Genomic DNA, 17,322 nt, shown 5'->3' on the forward strand with positions numbered 1-17,322 from the left:
TGGCTACGCTCAGCTACCCGAATCACATACATGAGTATGCTCATCGGGATATCTTTGCTTGCCGCCTACCTGCAACTCAAATGATTTAGAATATATACCCTCTTTTGTATTTAAATTACACGAGAGAATTGACGTTGGCGCATTTGATTTCGTAAATAGGTATCAAAACACATGCAGATATTACGAATAAGCAAACGTCCTCTTGGTGTCACTTGAATGCCGTCAGCTGTTATTTCAACTAAACCGTCATCTTTCATTGGCACAAGTAATTCTAAATCTTCTTTAAAATAGTCATGGAAAACAATATCGTGCATTTTTTCAATATCAGAAAAATGCAGATTAAAATTACAAATTAAGGTTTTAATTACATCACGGCGAATACAATCATCATGAGTCAGTGATAAACCTCGCCATAGTGCATTACCTTCACTATTTACGCGCGCATAATACTCTTTCAATACCTTCTCATTTTGCGCATAGTTATCCCCTAACATACTAATTGCAGAAACACCCATACCTAATAAATCACACTCTTCATGAGTGGTATAGCCTTGGAAATTACGATGTAAAATACCTTTGCGCTGAGCCACGGCTAATTCATCATCAGGCTTTGCAAAATGATCCATTCCAATAAATTGATAGCCATTTGTCGTTAGCGTAGAAATGGTTTCTTGTAATATTTCTAATTTTTCTTCCGCTAAAGGGAGGTCTTCATCTTTAATTTTACGTTGAGCTGCAAATAAATTAGGTAAATGAGCATAATTAAATACACTTAATCTATCTGGTGATAATTCAATGACACGTTTTAATGTAAAGGCAAAACTCTCTTTGGTTTGCTTAGGTAAGCCATAAATTAAATCAATACTGGTGGAGTGAAAACCCACTTCACGCGCACGCTCTACTAATGCAAAAATAAACGCTTCATCTTGCTCACGATTGACTTTTTGTTGTACTTCTTTATTGAAATCTTGCACGCCCATACTCAGGCGGTTAAAGCCTTCATTACGCAAATGATCGATAACATCTAATTCAATCTCACGCGGGTCAATTTCAATAGAAAGCTCTGCATTATCGACAAAATCAAAATGCTGACGTAATAACGAAACCAATCGACTAATTTGTTGCTTATCTAGAAAAGTCGGTGTCCCCCCACCCCAATGCATTTGAGTCACTTTTCGGTCTTTAAAATAGCGTGCTCGATTAATAATTTCTTTTTCTAAAACATCAAGATACTCATCTGCTTTATGTTTATGGCGCGTAATAATTTTATTACAGCCACAGAAATAACACAGCTTATGGCAGAAAGGAATATGGATATAAAGTGATAAAGGGCGCTCAGGATAACGTTGAGTCGCTTTGATAAAATCAGCATCGCCATATTGCTGATTAAACTCTAATGCTGTTGGGTATGATGTATAGCGAGGACCTGAATAGTTATACTTATGGATCAGGTCAAGATCCCAAATAATTGTTTGTTCTGACATGCCTCTACCTTCCAAAAGTGAACCGCTGATATTTCATACCAGCAAACAGACATTATGAATATCTGAAAGATATAGTGTAACCAATAAATCAGAAACTGAATATGATCGAAAGAGGTATCGCATAAATCTCTATCTTCTTATTGATAGACGATAACTCTCAAATATACGGCGTGATGTAAATCACATTATATAAAAATAGTCTTATCCATTAAAGATATTCATGAATAAATTAAGTTTATTCAATATGTTAGTCGTTTAAATTTATTGTGGAATATCAGAAGAAAACTTTTACACCGAGTTTAAAGCGATATATTACTCAAAATACGATTTAAATTAATTAAATATCTCGTTATATTGGTTTTATTATTCTTTTATTCCCTCTTAATTCGATGATTATAATAATAGTAACATTTATACCTTTACCTAAATTATAATATTACATATCCTAGAGACAAACATTGATTAATATCCAAATCAGTCGTGTTTTGATTTAAATTTGAGAGTCATTTAAAGAATAAAGGTCGCTATATTACAAGGAAAGATAGCATCCCCCATACCTTATCTTATTCTAATTGACCAGTCTCTTTTATATACCCGAATTATGGATTATTAACCATGGAAGGAAATGGACTAGCAACCAAGGATGGTTTATCTTTTCAATAACATCACTTCTTTTTTATTTCCTCTCTATCTCATACTTATCAGATCGTAAGTATAAGCAGTATTACCTAACATTAAATAAGAATAATTATTATCCGTAAATAAAATAAGGCTCTGCTTATTTTAAACTAATTAAACAGAGCCTTTCATTATGATGCTTATTTTAGTGTATTTACTTATTTTGCATCTTTACCATAATTAGGTGAGCGAGGACCGTATAAAATACCATTGACTTTACCGGCTGAAAGTAACCGCACACTGGTTATTCCTGCAATTTGGTAACTCTTATCAGAAACGGTATTAACAATTTGATTCACAACAGCTGAAACCAACATCCCGACTAAACTACCTGATGAACCGTCTGTTTCTGTACTTGATGCCGTTGCAGAGCTGCTCCACAACACGCCACCATTACGAAGATCAACAAGCTTAGCAGTCACGGTCACTCTCGTATCACTGGAAATAACTTGATATGACGTTCCAAACTCGGTGATATCTAAGTATAAAACAGCATCTGCCCCAAAGATTTCACGTAATTTATTAGGACTTACCGCGTGAATATCCCCAGCCATGGATAAACCATTTTGCTTAAATGTCTCTTCAACGACAGCAACCGGGAAAACATAATATCCTGCTTCTGCCAAAGGGTATGTCACTTGAGATAAGAAACTGTGCCCTGCTTCAACTTCCGTTGTGTGGTTTTGCGGCACTAAGACTAAAATACTTTTTGGTTTACTCTGTTTAAATGCAGTGTAATCTGTTTTAACTGGCTGGGCGCAACCCGTTAATACCAACGTAAAAGCCAAGCAAACTAAAGTGAATAAGCGACTCATTTTTGCATTCCTTTATTTTTCATCAGGCGATCCATAAATTCTGCTGATTCAGGGTAAAGTGCTTTTTCCTCATTAAATTCAGCCATCGCTAAATCTAATGCACCTGTCGCACCATATAACATGCCTAAATGCGCATGTAATCCTGGTGGAATACCTAATGATTTAGCACGAGAAAGTTCGATGCTTTTCTTTAATGCATCAATCTGTGCTTGAGGGTCACTTTCACTTTGTTGATAGTGTTGATAAACCACTTGTTGATAACTGTCCCAGTTATAAAGTGGTTTAGGGCCACTTGCACAGCCCGTCAGTAATAATGCCCCAAAAGCAAGGCTTACTAATGATTTAGACATCGTTATATCCTTATAAAGACATATTATTTTGAAGGCTGCCAAGCATTGCTCTCAATACCTGCAACTAAGTTATTAACCGCTTCACGAATCGCTAAATCTAGCACTTTACCGTTAAGTGTTGAGTCATAGCTTGCTGTTCCACCAAACCCAATGATTTCACGGTTAGAAAGCTCGTACTCACCCGCACCTTGAGATGAGAACACCACTTCTGATGTGTTTACATTCACAACGTTTAAATTGACTTTTGCGTAAGCAACTTGGGTTTTACCGCGGCCTAAAATACCAAATAATTGGCGATCACCGACTTCTTTACGGCCAAATTCAGTGACATCACCCGTAATAACATAGGTTGCACCTTTTAATTGCTGGCTTTGGCCTTTAATACCCGCTTCTTCTTTTAATTCAGATAAATTAGCTCTATCTAATACATTAAAACGCCCAGTCTGTTGTAAGTGCGTCATTAAAATGGTTTTGGATTGATTACCTAATCTATCAACACCATCAGAGAATATTCCATTCATATAACTAGAACGGTTATCAAACTTACCAATTGAAATAGCGCTCTTAGTGCCTGTATAAGTTGTGTGATAGGTTGCGACTTTAGCAACCTCTAAAGAGCGTGAAGATTCTGATGCACAGCCTGCTAGTAATGAAGCAGAAATCATGATCAAACCAAACGATAATTTATTTAAATTCATATTAATAACCTAATAAAGGTGAAATAAACCTATAGATATTCATTCTATTAATTAAGATAGAGTTGATATAAACAGAAACAATGGTTTCCAGTTCTAGCTCATAGACGTTCACTTAAAAACCTTAGTAATAATAAGGTTATAAGGCGATCAACTCATATTTATAATATAAAGGTAATCAGCGATAGGGAGAATAGAAGATGAATGATAAAAATAATAACAAATAAATATAGAGATAAAACAGAGAATGCTTTGTTTATTATTTTTTTAATATCACTTAAGTCAGTTCAATATTAAAGCTATAAAAAATAGAAGAGAATTTATATTACCTTACTATTTAATTAATTCTTATAAGTATCTTTATCAAAAGAAAACATCTAAATAATGTGTAATAAAAAAGGCGATATAACCTATATTAGTTATATCGCACTTATTATTCTCGTTCTTTTTACCAACTACCAACTAATAGGGTAGCAATAAATGCGCTATTAGCGTTTTTTTCCAAATGCTGCGGCTAAAGCATCACCCATTGCACTATTTCCTGCATTATTACCATTACTCATTGGCTGACGGTTATTACGAGCTGTTTTTTGCCCTTTGTTATTTCTAACAGAATTCGTGTTATTTGATGATGAATGTTTTTTATCACTATCACCCGCGACTTCATCTAAACGCATAGTCAGTGCAATGCGCTTGCGAGCTAAATCCACCTCAAGAACTTTAACTTTAACAATATCACCCGTTTTTACCACAGTATGTGGATCTTCAATAAATCGATCTGCTAAAGAAGAGATATGAACCAAGCCATCTTGGTGTACACCGATATCAACGAATGCGCCGAAGTTCGTCACGTTAGTCACAGTTCCTTCAAGGATCATACCACTGACTAAGTCATTCATTGTTTCGACACCTTCAGCAAACGTTGCCGTTTTAAACTCTGGGCGAGGGTCACGCCCTGGTTTTGCTAACTCTTTTAAGATGTCATTAATCGTTGGTAGACCAAACTGCTCCGTGATAAACGCTCTTGCATCAACCTGTGAGATCAAAGCGCTATTTCCCATTAAATCGTCAATCTTTTGCTGCGTAGATTGCAGGATATTTTCCACAACAGGATACGCTTCAGGGTGAACTGTTGAGGCATCAAGTGGGTTTTTGCCATCACGAATACGCAAGAATCCTGCACATTGCTCAAAAGCTTTTGGCCCTAAACGCGCCACTTTGAGTAACTGTTTTCTATCAACAAAACGACCGTTTTCATCGCGCCAGCTAATAATATTTTGAGCAATAGATTGGCTAAGTCCTGCAACACGCGTTAATAATGGTACTGATGCTGTATTTAAATCCACACCAACACCATTCACACAGTCTTCCACGACAGTATCCAGTTTTCTGGCTAATAATGTTTGGCTAACATCATGCTGATATTGACCAACACCAATTGATTTAGGATCAATTTTTACCAGTTCAGCCAACGGATCTTGTAAACGACGAGCGATAGATACCGCACCACGAATAGAAACATCTAAATCAGGAAACTCGTTAGCAGCAAGCTCTGATGCGGAATATACGGACGCTCCTGCCTCACTCACAATTACCTTTTGTGCTTTGACATCTGGGTAACGTTTTACAGTTTCAGCAAAAAAGCGTTCGGTTTCACGAGAAGCAGTACCATTGCCAATTGCCACCAGTTCAACATTATGCTTAATACATAACGCCGCAACACTGGCTGCCGCTTTATCCGCTTGGCCTGTATGTGGATAAATCGTATCTGTGGCGATTAATTTACCAGTGCTATCAACAACTGCAACTTTAACACCGGTACGTAAACCAGGATCAAGCCCCATTGTGGCACGCATGCCGGCAGGAGCAGCCATCAATAGATCATTAAGGTTACGAGCAAAAACATTAATCGCTTCTTCTTCCGCTTTTTCTCGTAATTGGCTCATCAGTTCTGTTTCAATATGCATTAAAACTTTTATGCGCCAAGTCCAACTTACAACCGCTTTACGCCAGCTATCTGCGGGTTGATTATTTAAACGTAACCCTAAATGTTCCGTAATCAGTTGTTCACCGTAGCTCTCTTTGGGTGCTTCTTCAAATTGTGGATCTGGATTAAGTGATAATTGAAGAATACCTTCATTTCGACCACGAAACATTGCTAATGCGCGGTGAGAAGGAACATTAGCAATAGGTTCATGATGATCAAAATAATCACTAAACTTCGCCCCTTCTGCTTCTTTACCCTCAATTACTTTGGCAACAAGGTGTGCATTTTTCCATAGATATTGACGGACTTTCGCTAATAATCCAGCATCTTCTGAAAAGCGCTCCATTAAAATATAACGCGCACCATCTAAAGCGGCTTTCGTATCATTCACGCCTTTTTCTGCGTCGATATAAGCGGTTGCCACTTCTTCTGGATTATTTTGTGGTTCATTCCACAGTAAATCCGCTAAGGGTTCTAATCCATTTTCAATCGCAATCTGACCACGAGTACGGCGCTTAGGCTTATAAGGAAGATAGAGATCTTCAAGCTCTGTTTTACTTTGAGTGTCATTAATTGAAGAACGTAACTCAGGCGTTAATTTTCCTTGTTCTTCAATTGATTTTAAAATTGTTTGGCGGCGATCGTTGAGTTCCCGTAGATAACTAAGGCGAGTTTCTAATTGACGTAATTGCGTATCATCTAGTCCGCCGGTGACCTCTTTACGATAACGGGCAACAAATGGCACCGTATTCCCTTCATCCAGTAACGTTATAGCCGAAAGGACTTGCTGGGGCTTAACTGAGAGCTCATCTGCAATAATTCGGCTTAATGATTCATTCATAAAATATTTACCTACCGAGAGGAATAGTTAAAAAAAGATGGTTATTATACACGCAGAGCACTAAAAAAATTGGGCAAATTTCCTATCTATCTCGACAATTATGAGGAAATTAACAGATTATTTTAACATTCACGTTATAGTATCTTTATGAAATTCAATGTTGATGATAGTTTTTATTTGTAATGGCAAAAAGTAACTATATTACTCGTGATGGCTGGTATGCCTTAGACAAAGAGCTAAAATATCTTTGGAAAGAAGAACGCCCCCGTGTCACACAATCGGTTTCAGAAGCCGCGGCACAAGGTGACCGTTCAGAAAATGCTGAATATATTTATGGAAAGAAGCGATTACGCGAAATTGATAGACGTGTTCGTTTTTTATCAAAACGTCTTGATGAGCTAAAAATCGTTGACCCAGATCCTCGCCAAGAAGGAAAAGTCTATTTTGGTGCTTGGGTTACGCTTGAAGATGATGACGAAAATGTCAAAACCTTTAGACTTGTGGGTCCCGATGAATTTGACCCAGCAAAGCAGTGGATTTCTATTGATTCCCCTGTTGCCAGAGCACTTATTGGTAAGCAAGTTGATGATGAAATTAGTGTGCAAACACCAGGTGGTGAAGTTAATTACTGCGTATTATCTATCAAGTATCATTCAGAATAAGGCAAATAAATAGATTTATTCTCTTTATCCTCACCAAAGAACAAGTTTTATCTATAAATCATTAATGTTTATTCTTTGTTTTTGGTTTAATATTCTTATCGATGATAGAATTCGCTAATAGAAGCATTTGCACTTCGGGAGCTTAAAAAATGCAAGAAAGTTATAAAGTGCTAATCGTAGATGATGATTTACGTCTACGTTCACTACTCGAGCGTTATTTGACAGAGCAGGGTTTTCAAATCCGTACTGCTGCAAACGCTGATCAAATGGATCGTCTGCTCACACGTGAATCTATCCACCTTATTGTGCTCGATTTAATGCTTCCAGGTGAAGATGGCTTATCTATTTGCCGTCGCTTAAGAAGCCAAAATAACCCTATTCCTATTATTATGGTTACTGCAAAAGGGGAAGAGGTTGATAGAATTGTAGGGCTTGAAATTGGCGCTGATGATTACATATCAAAACCTTTCAATCCAAGAGAATTACTCGCACGTATTCGCGCCGTTCTTCGTCGCCAAGCGAACGAGCTGCCCGGTGCACCATCACAAGATAATGCCATTATCTCTTTTGGTAAATTCAAGCTAAACCTTGGTACACGTGAAATGTTCCACGAAGAAGAGCATATGCCTCTGACAAGTGGTGAATTTGCTGTATTGAAAGTGTTGGTATCACACCCTCGTGAACCGCTTTCTCGTGATAAGTTAATGAGCCTTGCTCGTGGTCGCGAATACAGTGCAATGGAGCGCTCAATTGACGTGCAAATTTCTCGTTTACGCCGCATGATTGAAGAAGATCCAACACATCCTCGCTATATTCAAACGGTTTGGGGTCTTGGTTACGTCTTTGTTCCTGATGGAACCAACGTTCAATGAGAAGGCTGAGGCTTTCCCCTCACAATAAACTGACACGCTCGTTATTTCTGGTTATCTCGCTGCTTTTTTTTAGCTTGATAGCCAGCTATATCCTTGTGCAGCATCTTATTGTTGGGCCAAGCCTTCAGCAATTTAATAAAGTATTAGCGTATGAAATACGCACGTTAATACCTGAAGAACTGATCCTAGTTGACGGCACTCCGCTCAAAATATCCCCAGCTTTACGCAATAAAATCTATAACGAATTAGGCATTTCTTTCTTTGATAAAGAAGCTGCACTTAAGGAAGGGCTCTATTGGGCAAAAATAGACGATGAATTAAGTGAACAGATGACTGAATATCTTGAGGGGAAAACTGAAATTTGGATCGAGAATACGCTGGAATATCCTGTTTTATGGGTCAATACACATATTTCCCCTTCTCTTTGGATCCGTGTACCACTAACTGAATTAGGGCAAAACTTCTTACTGCCTGTTTATCGACAAGCGATTATTTTTATTATTATCGTTGTCGCTTTTTTCTGGCTTTATAGTCGTTTTCAAAATCGCCCACTCAATGAAGTAGAGTATGCTGCGCGCCGGATCGGAAAAGGCGTTATTCCTCCGCCTATTCCTGAATCTGGCTCTTCAGAAATGCGTTCAATCATTCGCGCCTTTAACCAGATGTCATCAGGAATTCGCTCATTAGACAATGATAGAACACTTGTTATGGCAGGTGTTAGTCATGATTTGCGTACACCACTGACTCGTATTCGTTTAGCAACTGAAATGATGAGTCCCGAAGATAGTTACCTCGCAGACTCTATTAATAAAGATATCGAAGATTGTGATGCTATTATTGGGCAATTTTTAGACTATATGCGCACGGGTAAAGAGATATCTTTAGAACTGTGTGATATGAATAATCTATTACAAGAAGTCATTTCAGCTGAATCTAATTCAGGAAAAATCAGTGAAGAACATCTTTATCCAGAACCCATTAATATCACAGCTAATCCTATCGCTGTAAAACGAGCACTTGCCAATATGGTTGTCAATGCCACTCGCTATGGCAATGGCTGGATAAGCGTTTCAAGTGGAAAAAATGAAGAATATGCATGGTTTCAAGTCGAAGATGATGGCCCTGGTATTCCACAAGAGGATAGACAACGTCTTTTCCAGCCTTTTGTTCAAGGTGAACAAGCGCGTAGCTCAACGGGGGCGGGTTTAGGGTTATCCATTATTCGCCGTATCATGGATGCTCACGGTGGTTATGTTGAACTTGATGATAGTGTTAAAGGTGGATTATTAATTCGAGCTAACTTTCCATTAAAAGAGCGAGAAGACGAAGACGATTAGGCACATCTTAATCTATCTTTTTTTATCTTCCTCACTTCCTTTTTTTCTTTCTCCCCTATAAATATTTCATCATTTTTATGCTTTGTCATAAAACTGTCACAATTAAGACATTTAATTGTCATCTAACTGACCTATTGTCTGTGCGTACCGTAACCGAAGTTGATAGATGTCGAAAATTATTCTACCTATCCCACAGGAGGGATTATGAAACTGATGCGTACCACCCTGACTAGTGTCATTGCCGCTGCGTTTTCAATGACCGCTCTTTCTGCACAGGCAACGACCTCGCTGACTGGTGCTGGCGCAACGTTCCCTGCCCCAGTTTATGCTAAATGGGCAGATTCCTATCAGAAAGAAACGGGTAACAAAATTAACTACCAAGGCATTGGCTCCTCTGGTGGTGTTAAACAAATCATTGCTAATACCGTTGATTTTGGTGCTTCTGATGCGCCATTAGCAGACGATAAATTACAAGCTGACGGTTTATTCCAATTTCCTACTGTGATTGGTGGCGTTGTTATGGCAGTCAATATTCCTGGTATCAAATCAGGTGAACTGACCTTAGATGGCGACACTATCGGTAATATCTATCTAGGCAAGATCCAAAAATGGAACGACCCGGCCATCGCTAAACTCAATCCAGGCTTAAAATTACCAGACCAAAATATCGCGGTTATTCGTCGTGCTGATGGTTCAGGTACCTCTTTCGTTTTCACTAGCTACTTATCAAAAGTAAATAGTGCATGGAAAGATGGCGTAGGTGCTGGCTCTACCGTTAAATGGCCAACAGGCTTAGGTGGAAAAGGAAATGATGGTATCGCTGCATTCGTTCAACGTGTACCGGGTTCAATTGGTTATGTTGAATATGCTTACGCGAAACAAAACAATCTTGCTTATACTAAATTAGTCACCGCTGACGGCGAAGTCATCGCGCCTACAGCAGACAGTTTCAGTGCGGCAGCAAGAAAAATCGATTGGAGCAAAAGCTTTGCACAAGATCTGACTAACCAAAAAGGTGAAAATGCATGGCCGATTACTTCAACCACCTTTATCCTTGTGCATCAAACACAAAAAGATGCAGTGAAAGGTAAAGAAGTACTGAATTTCTTCAACTGGGCTTATGAGAAAGGTAATCAGGAAGCGAAAAATCTTGATTATGCCGTCTTACCAACCGAAGTTGTAGAACAAATCCGCACAGCGTGGAAAACAAGTATTAAAGACAGTAATGGTAAACCGATTTACTAATAAAACGGCAACCATTAAGAAATTAGTTAACGTTCACCCCCTGTAAAACAGGGGGTAATAAATTAAAAGAGGCTTTATGGCCGAGCACACAACGGTAATAAAGGCCCCTAGTAAACGAGGGGACGTTATTTTCAGCGCACTAGTCCGTCTAGCTGCGTTGATTACGCTTTTGCTTTTAACAGGTATCATTGTTTCACTGATTTTTGCTTCATGGCCAAGTATTCAGCAGTTTGGCCTTTCATTCTTATGGACAAAAGAATGGGATCCACCAGCACAGGAGTTTGGTGCATTAGTACCGATCTACGGTACCATTGTGACCTCAGTCATCGCACTGATTATTGCTGTTCCTGTCAGTTTTGGTATCGCCCTTTTCCTCACTGAATTAGCGCCTAATTGGCTAAAACGTCCATTAGGTATTGCGATTGAGTTACTCGCGGCTATCCCAAGTATTGTTTATGGTATGTGGGGGCTATTTGTCTTCGCACCACTGTTTGCCACCTATTTCCAAGAGCCTGTCGGTAATGTGCTTTCATCCATTCCTATTGTGGGTGAGCTGTTCTCAGGCCCTGCTTTTGGTATTGGTATCTTAGCTGCAGGTGTTATCCTCGCGATCATGGTCATTCCTTATATCGCCTCTGTGATGCGTGATGTGTTTGAACAGACACCTGTCATGATGAAGGAATCAGCCTACGGTATTGGTTGTACAACATGGGAAGTGATTTGGAATATCGTTCTACCTTATACCCGTAACGGTGTTATCGGTGGCGTTATGTTGGGATTAGGCCGTGCCTTAGGTGAAACCATGGCGGTGACCTTTATCATCGGTAATACCTACCAATTAGACTCTGTCTCACTGTTTATGCCAGGTAACAGTATCACGTCTGCATTAGCGAACGAATTTGCTGAAGCAGAAACGGGATTACACACTGCTGCATTAATGGAATTAGGGCTTATCTTGTTTGTCATCACCTTTATCGTTCTCGCGATTTCTAAGTTTATGACATTACGTTTATCAAAAAATGAAGGGGCGCGCTGATATGTCTAAAACATCCTCTTCTTCATTACGAGTTCAAACAGAAAACGAACTGCGTGTACGCCATAAACGCCAACTTTGGCGTCGTCAAAAAAACCGTATCGCGCTGTTTTTATCTATCTCGACTATGGCATTTGGTCTTTTCTGGTTAACGTGGATTTTATTCTCTACGTTCACCAAAGGCTTTGATGGCATGTCAATTGCGCTTTTTACTGAAATGACTCCACCACCGAATACTGATGGTGGTGGATTGGCGAACGCCATTGCTGGTAGTGGCTTACTGATTTTGTGGGCGACGGTTATTGGAACACCGTTAGGTATTCTTGCAGGGATTTATCTGGCTGAATATGGTCGTCGTTCATGGCTTGCTGAAACTACACGTTTTATTAACGATATTTTGCTGTCAGCGCCATCAATCGTCGTCGGACTCTTTGTCTACACCATTGTGGTTGCACAGATGCAGCACTTTTCAGGATGGGCTGGGATTATCGCATTAGCGTTACTGCAAATTCCTATCGTGATACGTACCACTGAAAATATGTTGAAGTTAGTCCCTGATAGCTTACGCGAAGCCGCTTACGCATTAGGAACACCAAAGTGGAAAATGATCTCTAAAATCACCTTAAAAGCCTCGGTGTCAGGCATTATCACGGGTGTGTTATTAGCGATTGCACGTATTGCAGGTGAAACAGCACCACTGTTATTTACTTCACTATCAAATCAATTCTGGAGCACAGACTTAAACGAACCGATAGCTAACTTACCTGTGACTATCTTTAAGTTCGCCATGAGTCCTTTTGCACAATGGCAAGAGCTTGCTTGGGCTGGCGTATTACTTATCACCCTCTGTGTTCTATTTATCAATATTATTGCGCGCGTGCTGTTTGCTAAACGCAAGCACGGTTAACGCAGAAAGTTAAGCAAGAGAGACGTTGAATGATTATGGCTAATGATAACGCAGGAAATAAAATTCAAGTTCGTGATTTGAACTTCTACTACGGTAAATTCCATGCGCTGAAAAATATCTCTTTAGATATTGCCAAAAATAAGGTGACTGCATTTATCGGCCCTTCTGGCTGTGGTAAATCAACCTTACTGCGTACTTTTAATAAGATGTATGAGCTTTATGGCGAACAACGTGCAGAAGGCGAGATTCTGCTAGATGGCAACAATATCCTGACAGATAAGCAAGATATCGCGCTATTGCGTGCCAAAGTCGGTATGGTGTTCCAAAAACCAACACCTTTCCCGATGTCAATTTATGACAACATCGCTTTTGGTGTACGCTTATTCGAAAAGTTATCTCGCGCTGATATGGACGAACGTGTTCAGTGGGCTTTGACTAAAGCCGCATTATGGAACGAAACCAAAGATAAATTACATCAAAGTGGATATAGTTTATCTGGTGGTCAACAACAGCGTTTATGTATTGCACGCGGTATCGCTATTCGTCCTGAAGTGTTATTACTCGATGAGCCTTGTTCAGCACTTGACCCAATCTCAACAGGTCGTATTGAAGAACTTATCAGCGAACTCAAATCAGAATATACCGTGGTTATCGTGACACATAACATGCAACAAGCAGCACGTTGTTCTGATTACACTGCATTTATGTATTTAGGTGAGTTAATTGAATTTAGCGATACGGATACGTTATTTACGCGTCCTGCGAAAAAACAAACTGAAGATTACATCACTGGGCGTTATGGCTGATAACGAGGCAATCAATGGATAATTTAAATCACAACAAGCATATTTCTGGTCAATTTAATGCTGAGTTAGAGCATATCCGTACCGAGCTGATGGTTATGGGTGGGCTTGTTGAAGAACAACTGAAAAAAGCCGTTATGGCAATGCATAATCAAGACCAAGCATTGGCAAATGAAGTTATTGAAGGTGACCATAACGTCAATATGATGGAAGTCGCCATTGATGATGCGTGTATGCGAATTATTGCTAAACGCCAGCCAACCGCGAGTGATTTACGTTTAATTATGGCGATATCAAAAACGATCGCTGAGCTAGAACGTATTGGTGATGTTGCTGAAAAAATCTGTAAAACGGCGCTTGAAAAGTTTTCACACCAGCATCAACCTCTGCTTGTGAGTTTAGAATCTTTAGGTCAACACGCCATACAAATGCTTCATGATGTTCTTGATGCGTTTGCGCGCATGGATTTAGATGAAGCTGTACGCATCTATCGTGAAGACGCTAAAATTGATAACGAATATGAGGGGATTGTCCGTCAATTAATGACTTACATGATGGAAGACCCTCGCACTATTCCAAGTGTGTTAACCGCACTCTTTTGTGCACGCTCAATTGAACGCATCGGCGACCGTTGCCAGAATATTTGTGAGTTTATTTTCTATTACGTAAAAGGTCATGATTTCCGCCATTTAGGGGGCGACCAAGTAGAAAAAATGCTCACCAAAAGTGACGACAGCAGCACCTCTAAATAAATTTATCTCTCTTTTTCTTTTCTTCAAAACAGCGACGCTTATGTCGCTGTTTTTTTATTTTCTTATCAATTAATCCCCTTCTAGCTCAACACGTTTTTTCATCTTATTCCTTAAAAGCATATCCATATCAATTTTTATTATTTTATGAACTTAGATCAACTTGATAGCGTGATATCCAACATAACGATGATAATTCTTTTCTTTGGGGTGAATAATGAAACTACGTGTTTTGGCAACCGCATTAATTGCAGGCTCTGTGCTTTTCTCTGGTCTTGCAAAAGCAGATAAACTCGATGATATAAAAAAAGCAGGTGTAGTACGTATCGCGATTTTTGATAGCAATCCTCCTTTTGGCTTCATTGATCCTCAAACCAAAAAACTGGCAGGTTATGATGCGGATATCGCCAATGAGATCGCCAACGATTTAGGTGTAAAACTGGAACTTCGCCCAACAAACCCAGCAAACCGTATCCCACTTTTAAGTTCTAAGAAAGTTGATTTAATCGCGGCCAACTTCACCATTACCGATGAACGCGCTAAGCAGGTTGACTTCTCTATTCCTTACTTTGCAACCGGACAAAAATTTATTGCACGTAAAGGGGTTTTAACTAACCCAGAACAAATTCATTCACTGCGCATTGGTGCAGATAAAGGTACCGTTCAAGAAATCACGTTACGTGAACGCTATCCTGACACCAAAGTTATCTCTTATGACGATACACCACTGGCTTTCGCCGCATTACGTAATGGTAACGTACAAGCCATCACACAAGACGATGCAAAATTAGTGGGTTTATTAGCCAATCTTCCTGATGCCATTAAAGCAGATTTTGAAATTTCACCGTTTAGCATCACCCGTGAATACCAAGCAGTTGCAGCAGCTAAAGGTGAAGAACGTTTAATTAATGAAATCAATAACACGCTATTAAGATTGGAAAAAGAAGGCAAAGCAGAAGAGATCTATAACCGTTGGTTTGGCCCTGAAACCAAATCAGCTCAACCTCGCGGTGATTTTAAATTTGCCCCACTATCAGAGCAAACACCACAATCTTGATCTTTAAAGCGTAATAACTTTCTTCTTTCATCAAAATAAAGTTATTCCTTTACTAAAACACCTACCCCGCTTTTGCGGGGTTTGGTGTCTACAATAGGCCTATTATATGTTTGAGCAATTTCTATCACATTACCTTCTTGAGCCACACTATTTAAGCTGGCTCTGGAACGGTTTTCTAATCACCTTGCTTATCTCTTTTTGGACTATTGTCATCGCAACATTAATGAGCTTCGCCCTTAGTGCTGCAAGAGATAGCGCGTTTGCACCATTACGCTGGTTAGCCACTGCTTATACTTCACTCTTTCGAAATACTCCACTGTTAGTACAGTTGTTCTTTTGGTATTTCGCCTCAGGAGAAATTCTGCCACAAAGCGCCATGATGTGGTTAAACACACCTCATGAGATTGTATTCTTAGGTGTAACACTTTCTTGGCCTTCTTTTGAGTTTTTGGCTGGCATTGTGGGGCTGACATTTTACTCAACGCCATTTATTGCCGAAGAGCTGAGAGCGGGCATTCAAGGTGTTAAACAAGGGCAAAAATATGCCGCTTTAGCACTAGGCTTAACACCGTGGCAATCTATGCGTTATGTGATTTTACCTCAAGCGTTTCGTATTGCTCTGCCTCCTTTGTTGGGTCAATACATGAATGTGATAAAAAATTCATCACTGACTATGGCTATTGGTGTTGCAGAGCTTTCTTACGCATCAAGACAAGTCGAAACAGAATCACTACGTACCTTTGAAGCCTTTGGTGTCGCAACCATTCTTTATATTGCGGCGATAGCCTTGATGGAGGCTTGGGGACAATGGCATCAGCAACGTAAATTAGCACAAGGATATTAAAATGGATTTTACTGTTATTGCTGATAACTGGCAGTACTTACTCTTTGGTGCTTATCCTGATGGGCCTTTAGAAGGTGCAGCGCTGACCATCTTTATCAGTATCATTGCGGGTATTGCATCTATTATTTTAGGTACATTAGGTGGCATTGCCCTAGCTATGCTCAGAGGCATCTGGGTTAACCTTTTCGCGGCTTTTTTAGGTTTTTTCCGCGCTATTCCCGTCATTATGTTGATATTTTGGGTCTATTTTTTATTGCCCGTTGTATTAGGGATGGAAATACCTGAAATCACCACCGTAATTTGTGCATTGGCGTTAATTACATCGTCTTATATTGCACATGGCGTCAAAGCTGGCATTTTAGCAATAGGAAAAGGGCAATGGCAGGCTGGATTATCTTTAGGCTTTAATCGCTGGCAAGTGTTGTGGCATATCGTATTGCCACAAGCATTACGCATGATGGTGCCTTCATTTATTAATCAGTGGATAGCCTTAATCAAAGATACTTCATTAGCTTATGTCGTCGGTGTCGGTGAGCTTTCGTTCTTAGCGACACAAGTCAATAACCGCAGTATGGTTTACCCAATGGAAGTCTTTCTATTTGTTGCTTTTATCTATTTTGTGCTCTGTTTTTCATTGGAAATTATTGCCAATAGAGTGGCTAAATTATTTTCCACACAAAAAGAAAAGCGCCCTTTTTGGCAAAGGGTGTTGCCGTTTAGAAAAAAATATTTCACCGAAAAAGAAAAGGCATAGAAAAGGATTTAAATGTATGACTGATCTCGCTATAGAAATTGCATCATGTCGATACCATTATTAGACTTATTAGCCTCCTTACATTTATCCAGTTTAACCCTTAAAGGATCTCAACGTTTTTTAAGCTTTAGATTTTCCCTCTACGCAATCGATTACTTTTTTAGGTGCAGTTATGGTTTTATTTGTGTAGGATAAAGCGAAAAACATTT

16 protein-coding genes are annotated in these 17,322 nt (G+C 39.3%); 11 read left to right on the forward strand and 5 right to left on the reverse strand.

All coding sequences use genetic code 11. The features are described from left to right. Positions 1-110: 110 nt before the first annotated feature. From hemN to DK861_RS02155, 5 genes are all read right to left on the reverse strand, one after another. Positions 111-1,484 carry an oxygen-independent coproporphyrinogen III oxidase gene (gene hemN, locus DK861_RS02135; protein WP_109399115.1) on the reverse strand — a complete coding sequence of 458 codons (1,374 nt, stop codon included), beginning with the start codon at positions 1,482-1,484 and terminating at the stop codon, positions 111-113. An 836-nt stretch (positions 1,485-2,320) separates the two neighbouring features. Beyond that, complete coding sequence (locus DK861_RS02140; protein WP_109399116.1) at positions 2,321-2,977, reverse strand: DUF799 domain-containing protein; 657 nt, start codon at positions 2,975-2,977, stop codon at positions 2,321-2,323. Then, positions 2,974-3,327: a DUF4810 domain-containing protein gene (locus tag DK861_RS02145; protein WP_072064868.1), complete on the reverse strand. Its 354-nt coding sequence runs from the start codon at positions 3,325-3,327 to the stop codon at positions 2,974-2,976. The genes DK861_RS02140 and DK861_RS02145 overlap by 4 nt, the downstream gene beginning before the upstream one ends. Positions 3,328-3,350: 23 nt before the next feature. After that, a complete protein-coding gene (locus DK861_RS02150) occupies positions 3,351-4,025 on the reverse strand; it encodes a CsgG/HfaB family protein (protein ID WP_006534576.1) in 675 nt (224 codons plus the stop codon). A gap of 485 nt (positions 4,026-4,510) precedes the next feature. After that, entirely contained in the window at positions 4,511-6,850 is a 2,340-nt protein-coding gene (locus tag DK861_RS02155; protein WP_109399117.1) for a Tex family protein, read from the reverse strand. 182 nt (positions 6,851-7,032) lie between these two features. Here DK861_RS02155 and greB point away from each other — a divergent pair, with 182 nt between their 5' ends. The 11 genes from greB (at position 7,033) to DK861_RS02210 (ending at position 17,113) form a co-directional block, all read left to right on the forward strand. Continuing rightward, complete coding sequence (gene greB, locus DK861_RS02160) at positions 7,033-7,512, forward strand: transcription elongation factor GreB (RefSeq protein ID WP_006534574.1); 480 nt, start codon at positions 7,033-7,035, stop codon at positions 7,510-7,512. 149 nt (positions 7,513-7,661) lie between these two features. Next, positions 7,662-8,384: a two-component system response regulator OmpR gene (gene ompR / locus DK861_RS02165; RefSeq protein WP_006534573.1), complete on the forward strand. Its 723-nt coding sequence runs from the start codon at positions 7,662-7,664 to the stop codon at positions 8,382-8,384. Continuing rightward, a complete protein-coding gene (envZ, locus tag DK861_RS02170) occupies positions 8,381-9,721 on the forward strand; it encodes a two-component system sensor histidine kinase EnvZ (RefSeq protein ID WP_109399118.1) in 1,341 nt (446 codons plus the stop codon). Before ompR ends, envZ begins: the two co-directional genes overlap by 4 nt. Before the next feature lie 204 nt (positions 9,722-9,925). Continuing rightward, the gene (pstS, locus tag DK861_RS02175) at positions 9,926-10,966 is read left to right on the forward strand and encodes a phosphate ABC transporter substrate-binding protein PstS (protein ID WP_006534569.1); all 1,041 of its coding nucleotides are present in this window, start codon (positions 9,926-9,928) and stop codon (positions 10,964-10,966) included. Between the two features lie 76 nt (positions 10,967-11,042). Then, a complete protein-coding gene (gene pstC, locus DK861_RS02180) occupies positions 11,043-12,002 on the forward strand; it encodes a phosphate ABC transporter permease PstC (RefSeq protein ID WP_109399119.1) in 960 nt (319 codons plus the stop codon). A 1-nt stretch (position 12,003) separates the two neighbouring features. After that, a complete protein-coding gene (gene pstA / locus DK861_RS02185) occupies positions 12,004-12,906 on the forward strand; it encodes a phosphate ABC transporter permease PstA (protein WP_072064874.1) in 903 nt (300 codons plus the stop codon). 29 nt (positions 12,907-12,935) lie between these two features. Further along, positions 12,936-13,712 carry a phosphate ABC transporter ATP-binding protein PstB gene (gene pstB, locus DK861_RS02190; protein ID WP_006534565.1) on the forward strand — a complete coding sequence of 259 codons (777 nt, stop codon included), beginning with the start codon at positions 12,936-12,938 and terminating at the stop codon, positions 13,710-13,712. Between the two features lie 14 nt (positions 13,713-13,726). Further along, a complete protein-coding gene (gene phoU / locus DK861_RS02195) occupies positions 13,727-14,461 on the forward strand; it encodes a phosphate signaling complex protein PhoU (RefSeq protein ID WP_109399120.1) in 735 nt (244 codons plus the stop codon). Positions 14,462-14,675: 214 nt separating this feature from the next. Beyond that, positions 14,676-15,515 carry an ABC transporter substrate-binding protein gene (locus DK861_RS02200; RefSeq protein ID WP_072064877.1) on the forward strand — a complete coding sequence of 280 codons (840 nt, stop codon included), beginning with the start codon at positions 14,676-14,678 and terminating at the stop codon, positions 15,513-15,515. Between the two features lie 106 nt (positions 15,516-15,621). After that, positions 15,622-16,359 (forward strand): amino acid ABC transporter permease, encoded by a 738-nt coding sequence (locus DK861_RS02205; RefSeq protein ID WP_072064878.1) that lies wholly within the window; start codon positions 15,622-15,624, stop codon positions 16,357-16,359. A 1-nt stretch (position 16,360) separates the two neighbouring features. Further along, on the forward strand, positions 16,361-17,113 hold the full coding sequence (locus tag DK861_RS02210; RefSeq protein ID WP_109399121.1) for an amino acid ABC transporter permease: 753 nt from the start codon (positions 16,361-16,363) through the stop codon (positions 17,111-17,113). Positions 17,114-17,322 lie beyond the last annotated feature (209 nt).

Source organism: Proteus sp. TJ1640 (assembly GCF_003144445.1).
Classification (GTDB): Bacteria; Pseudomonadota; Gammaproteobacteria; order Enterobacterales; family Enterobacteriaceae; genus Proteus; species Proteus penneri.

What these genes read in the sequence shown, in the direction of transcription:
- hemN (WP_109399115.1), bottom strand. Translation starts at nt 1,484, where the DNA reads ATGTCAGAACAAACAATTATTTGGGATCTTGACCTGATCCATAAGTAT.
- DK861_RS02140 (WP_109399116.1), bottom strand. Translation starts at nt 2,977, where the DNA reads ATGAGTCGCTTATTCACTTTAGTTTGCTTGGCTTTTACGTTGGTATTA.
- DK861_RS02145 (WP_072064868.1), bottom strand. Translation starts at nt 3,327, where the DNA reads ATGTCTAAATCATTAGTAAGCCTTGCTTTTGGGGCATTATTACTGACG.
- DK861_RS02150 (WP_006534576.1), bottom strand. Translation starts at nt 4,025, where the DNA reads ATGAATTTAAATAAATTATCGTTTGGTTTGATCATGATTTCTGCTTCA.
- DK861_RS02155 (WP_109399117.1), bottom strand. Translation starts at nt 6,850, where the DNA reads ATGAATGAATCATTAAGCCGAATTATTGCAGATGAGCTCTCAGTTAAG.
- greB (WP_006534574.1), top strand. Translation starts at nt 7,033, where the DNA reads ATGGCAAAAAGTAACTATATTACTCGTGATGGCTGGTATGCCTTAGAC.
- ompR (WP_006534573.1), top strand. Translation starts at nt 7,662, where the DNA reads ATGCAAGAAAGTTATAAAGTGCTAATCGTAGATGATGATTTACGTCTA.
- envZ (WP_109399118.1), top strand. Translation starts at nt 8,381, where the DNA reads ATGAGAAGGCTGAGGCTTTCCCCTCACAATAAACTGACACGCTCGTTA.
- pstS (WP_006534569.1), top strand. Translation starts at nt 9,926, where the DNA reads ATGAAACTGATGCGTACCACCCTGACTAGTGTCATTGCCGCTGCGTTT.
- pstC (WP_109399119.1), top strand. Translation starts at nt 11,043, where the DNA reads ATGGCCGAGCACACAACGGTAATAAAGGCCCCTAGTAAACGAGGGGAC.
- pstA (WP_072064874.1), top strand. Translation starts at nt 12,004, where the DNA reads ATGTCTAAAACATCCTCTTCTTCATTACGAGTTCAAACAGAAAACGAA.
- pstB (WP_006534565.1), top strand. Translation starts at nt 12,936, where the DNA reads ATGATTATGGCTAATGATAACGCAGGAAATAAAATTCAAGTTCGTGAT.
- phoU (WP_109399120.1), top strand. Translation starts at nt 13,727, where the DNA reads ATGGATAATTTAAATCACAACAAGCATATTTCTGGTCAATTTAATGCT.
- DK861_RS02200 (WP_072064877.1), top strand. Translation starts at nt 14,676, where the DNA reads ATGAAACTACGTGTTTTGGCAACCGCATTAATTGCAGGCTCTGTGCTT.
- DK861_RS02205 (WP_072064878.1), top strand. Translation starts at nt 15,622, where the DNA reads ATGTTTGAGCAATTTCTATCACATTACCTTCTTGAGCCACACTATTTA.
- DK861_RS02210 (WP_109399121.1), top strand. Translation starts at nt 16,361, where the DNA reads ATGGATTTTACTGTTATTGCTGATAACTGGCAGTACTTACTCTTTGGT.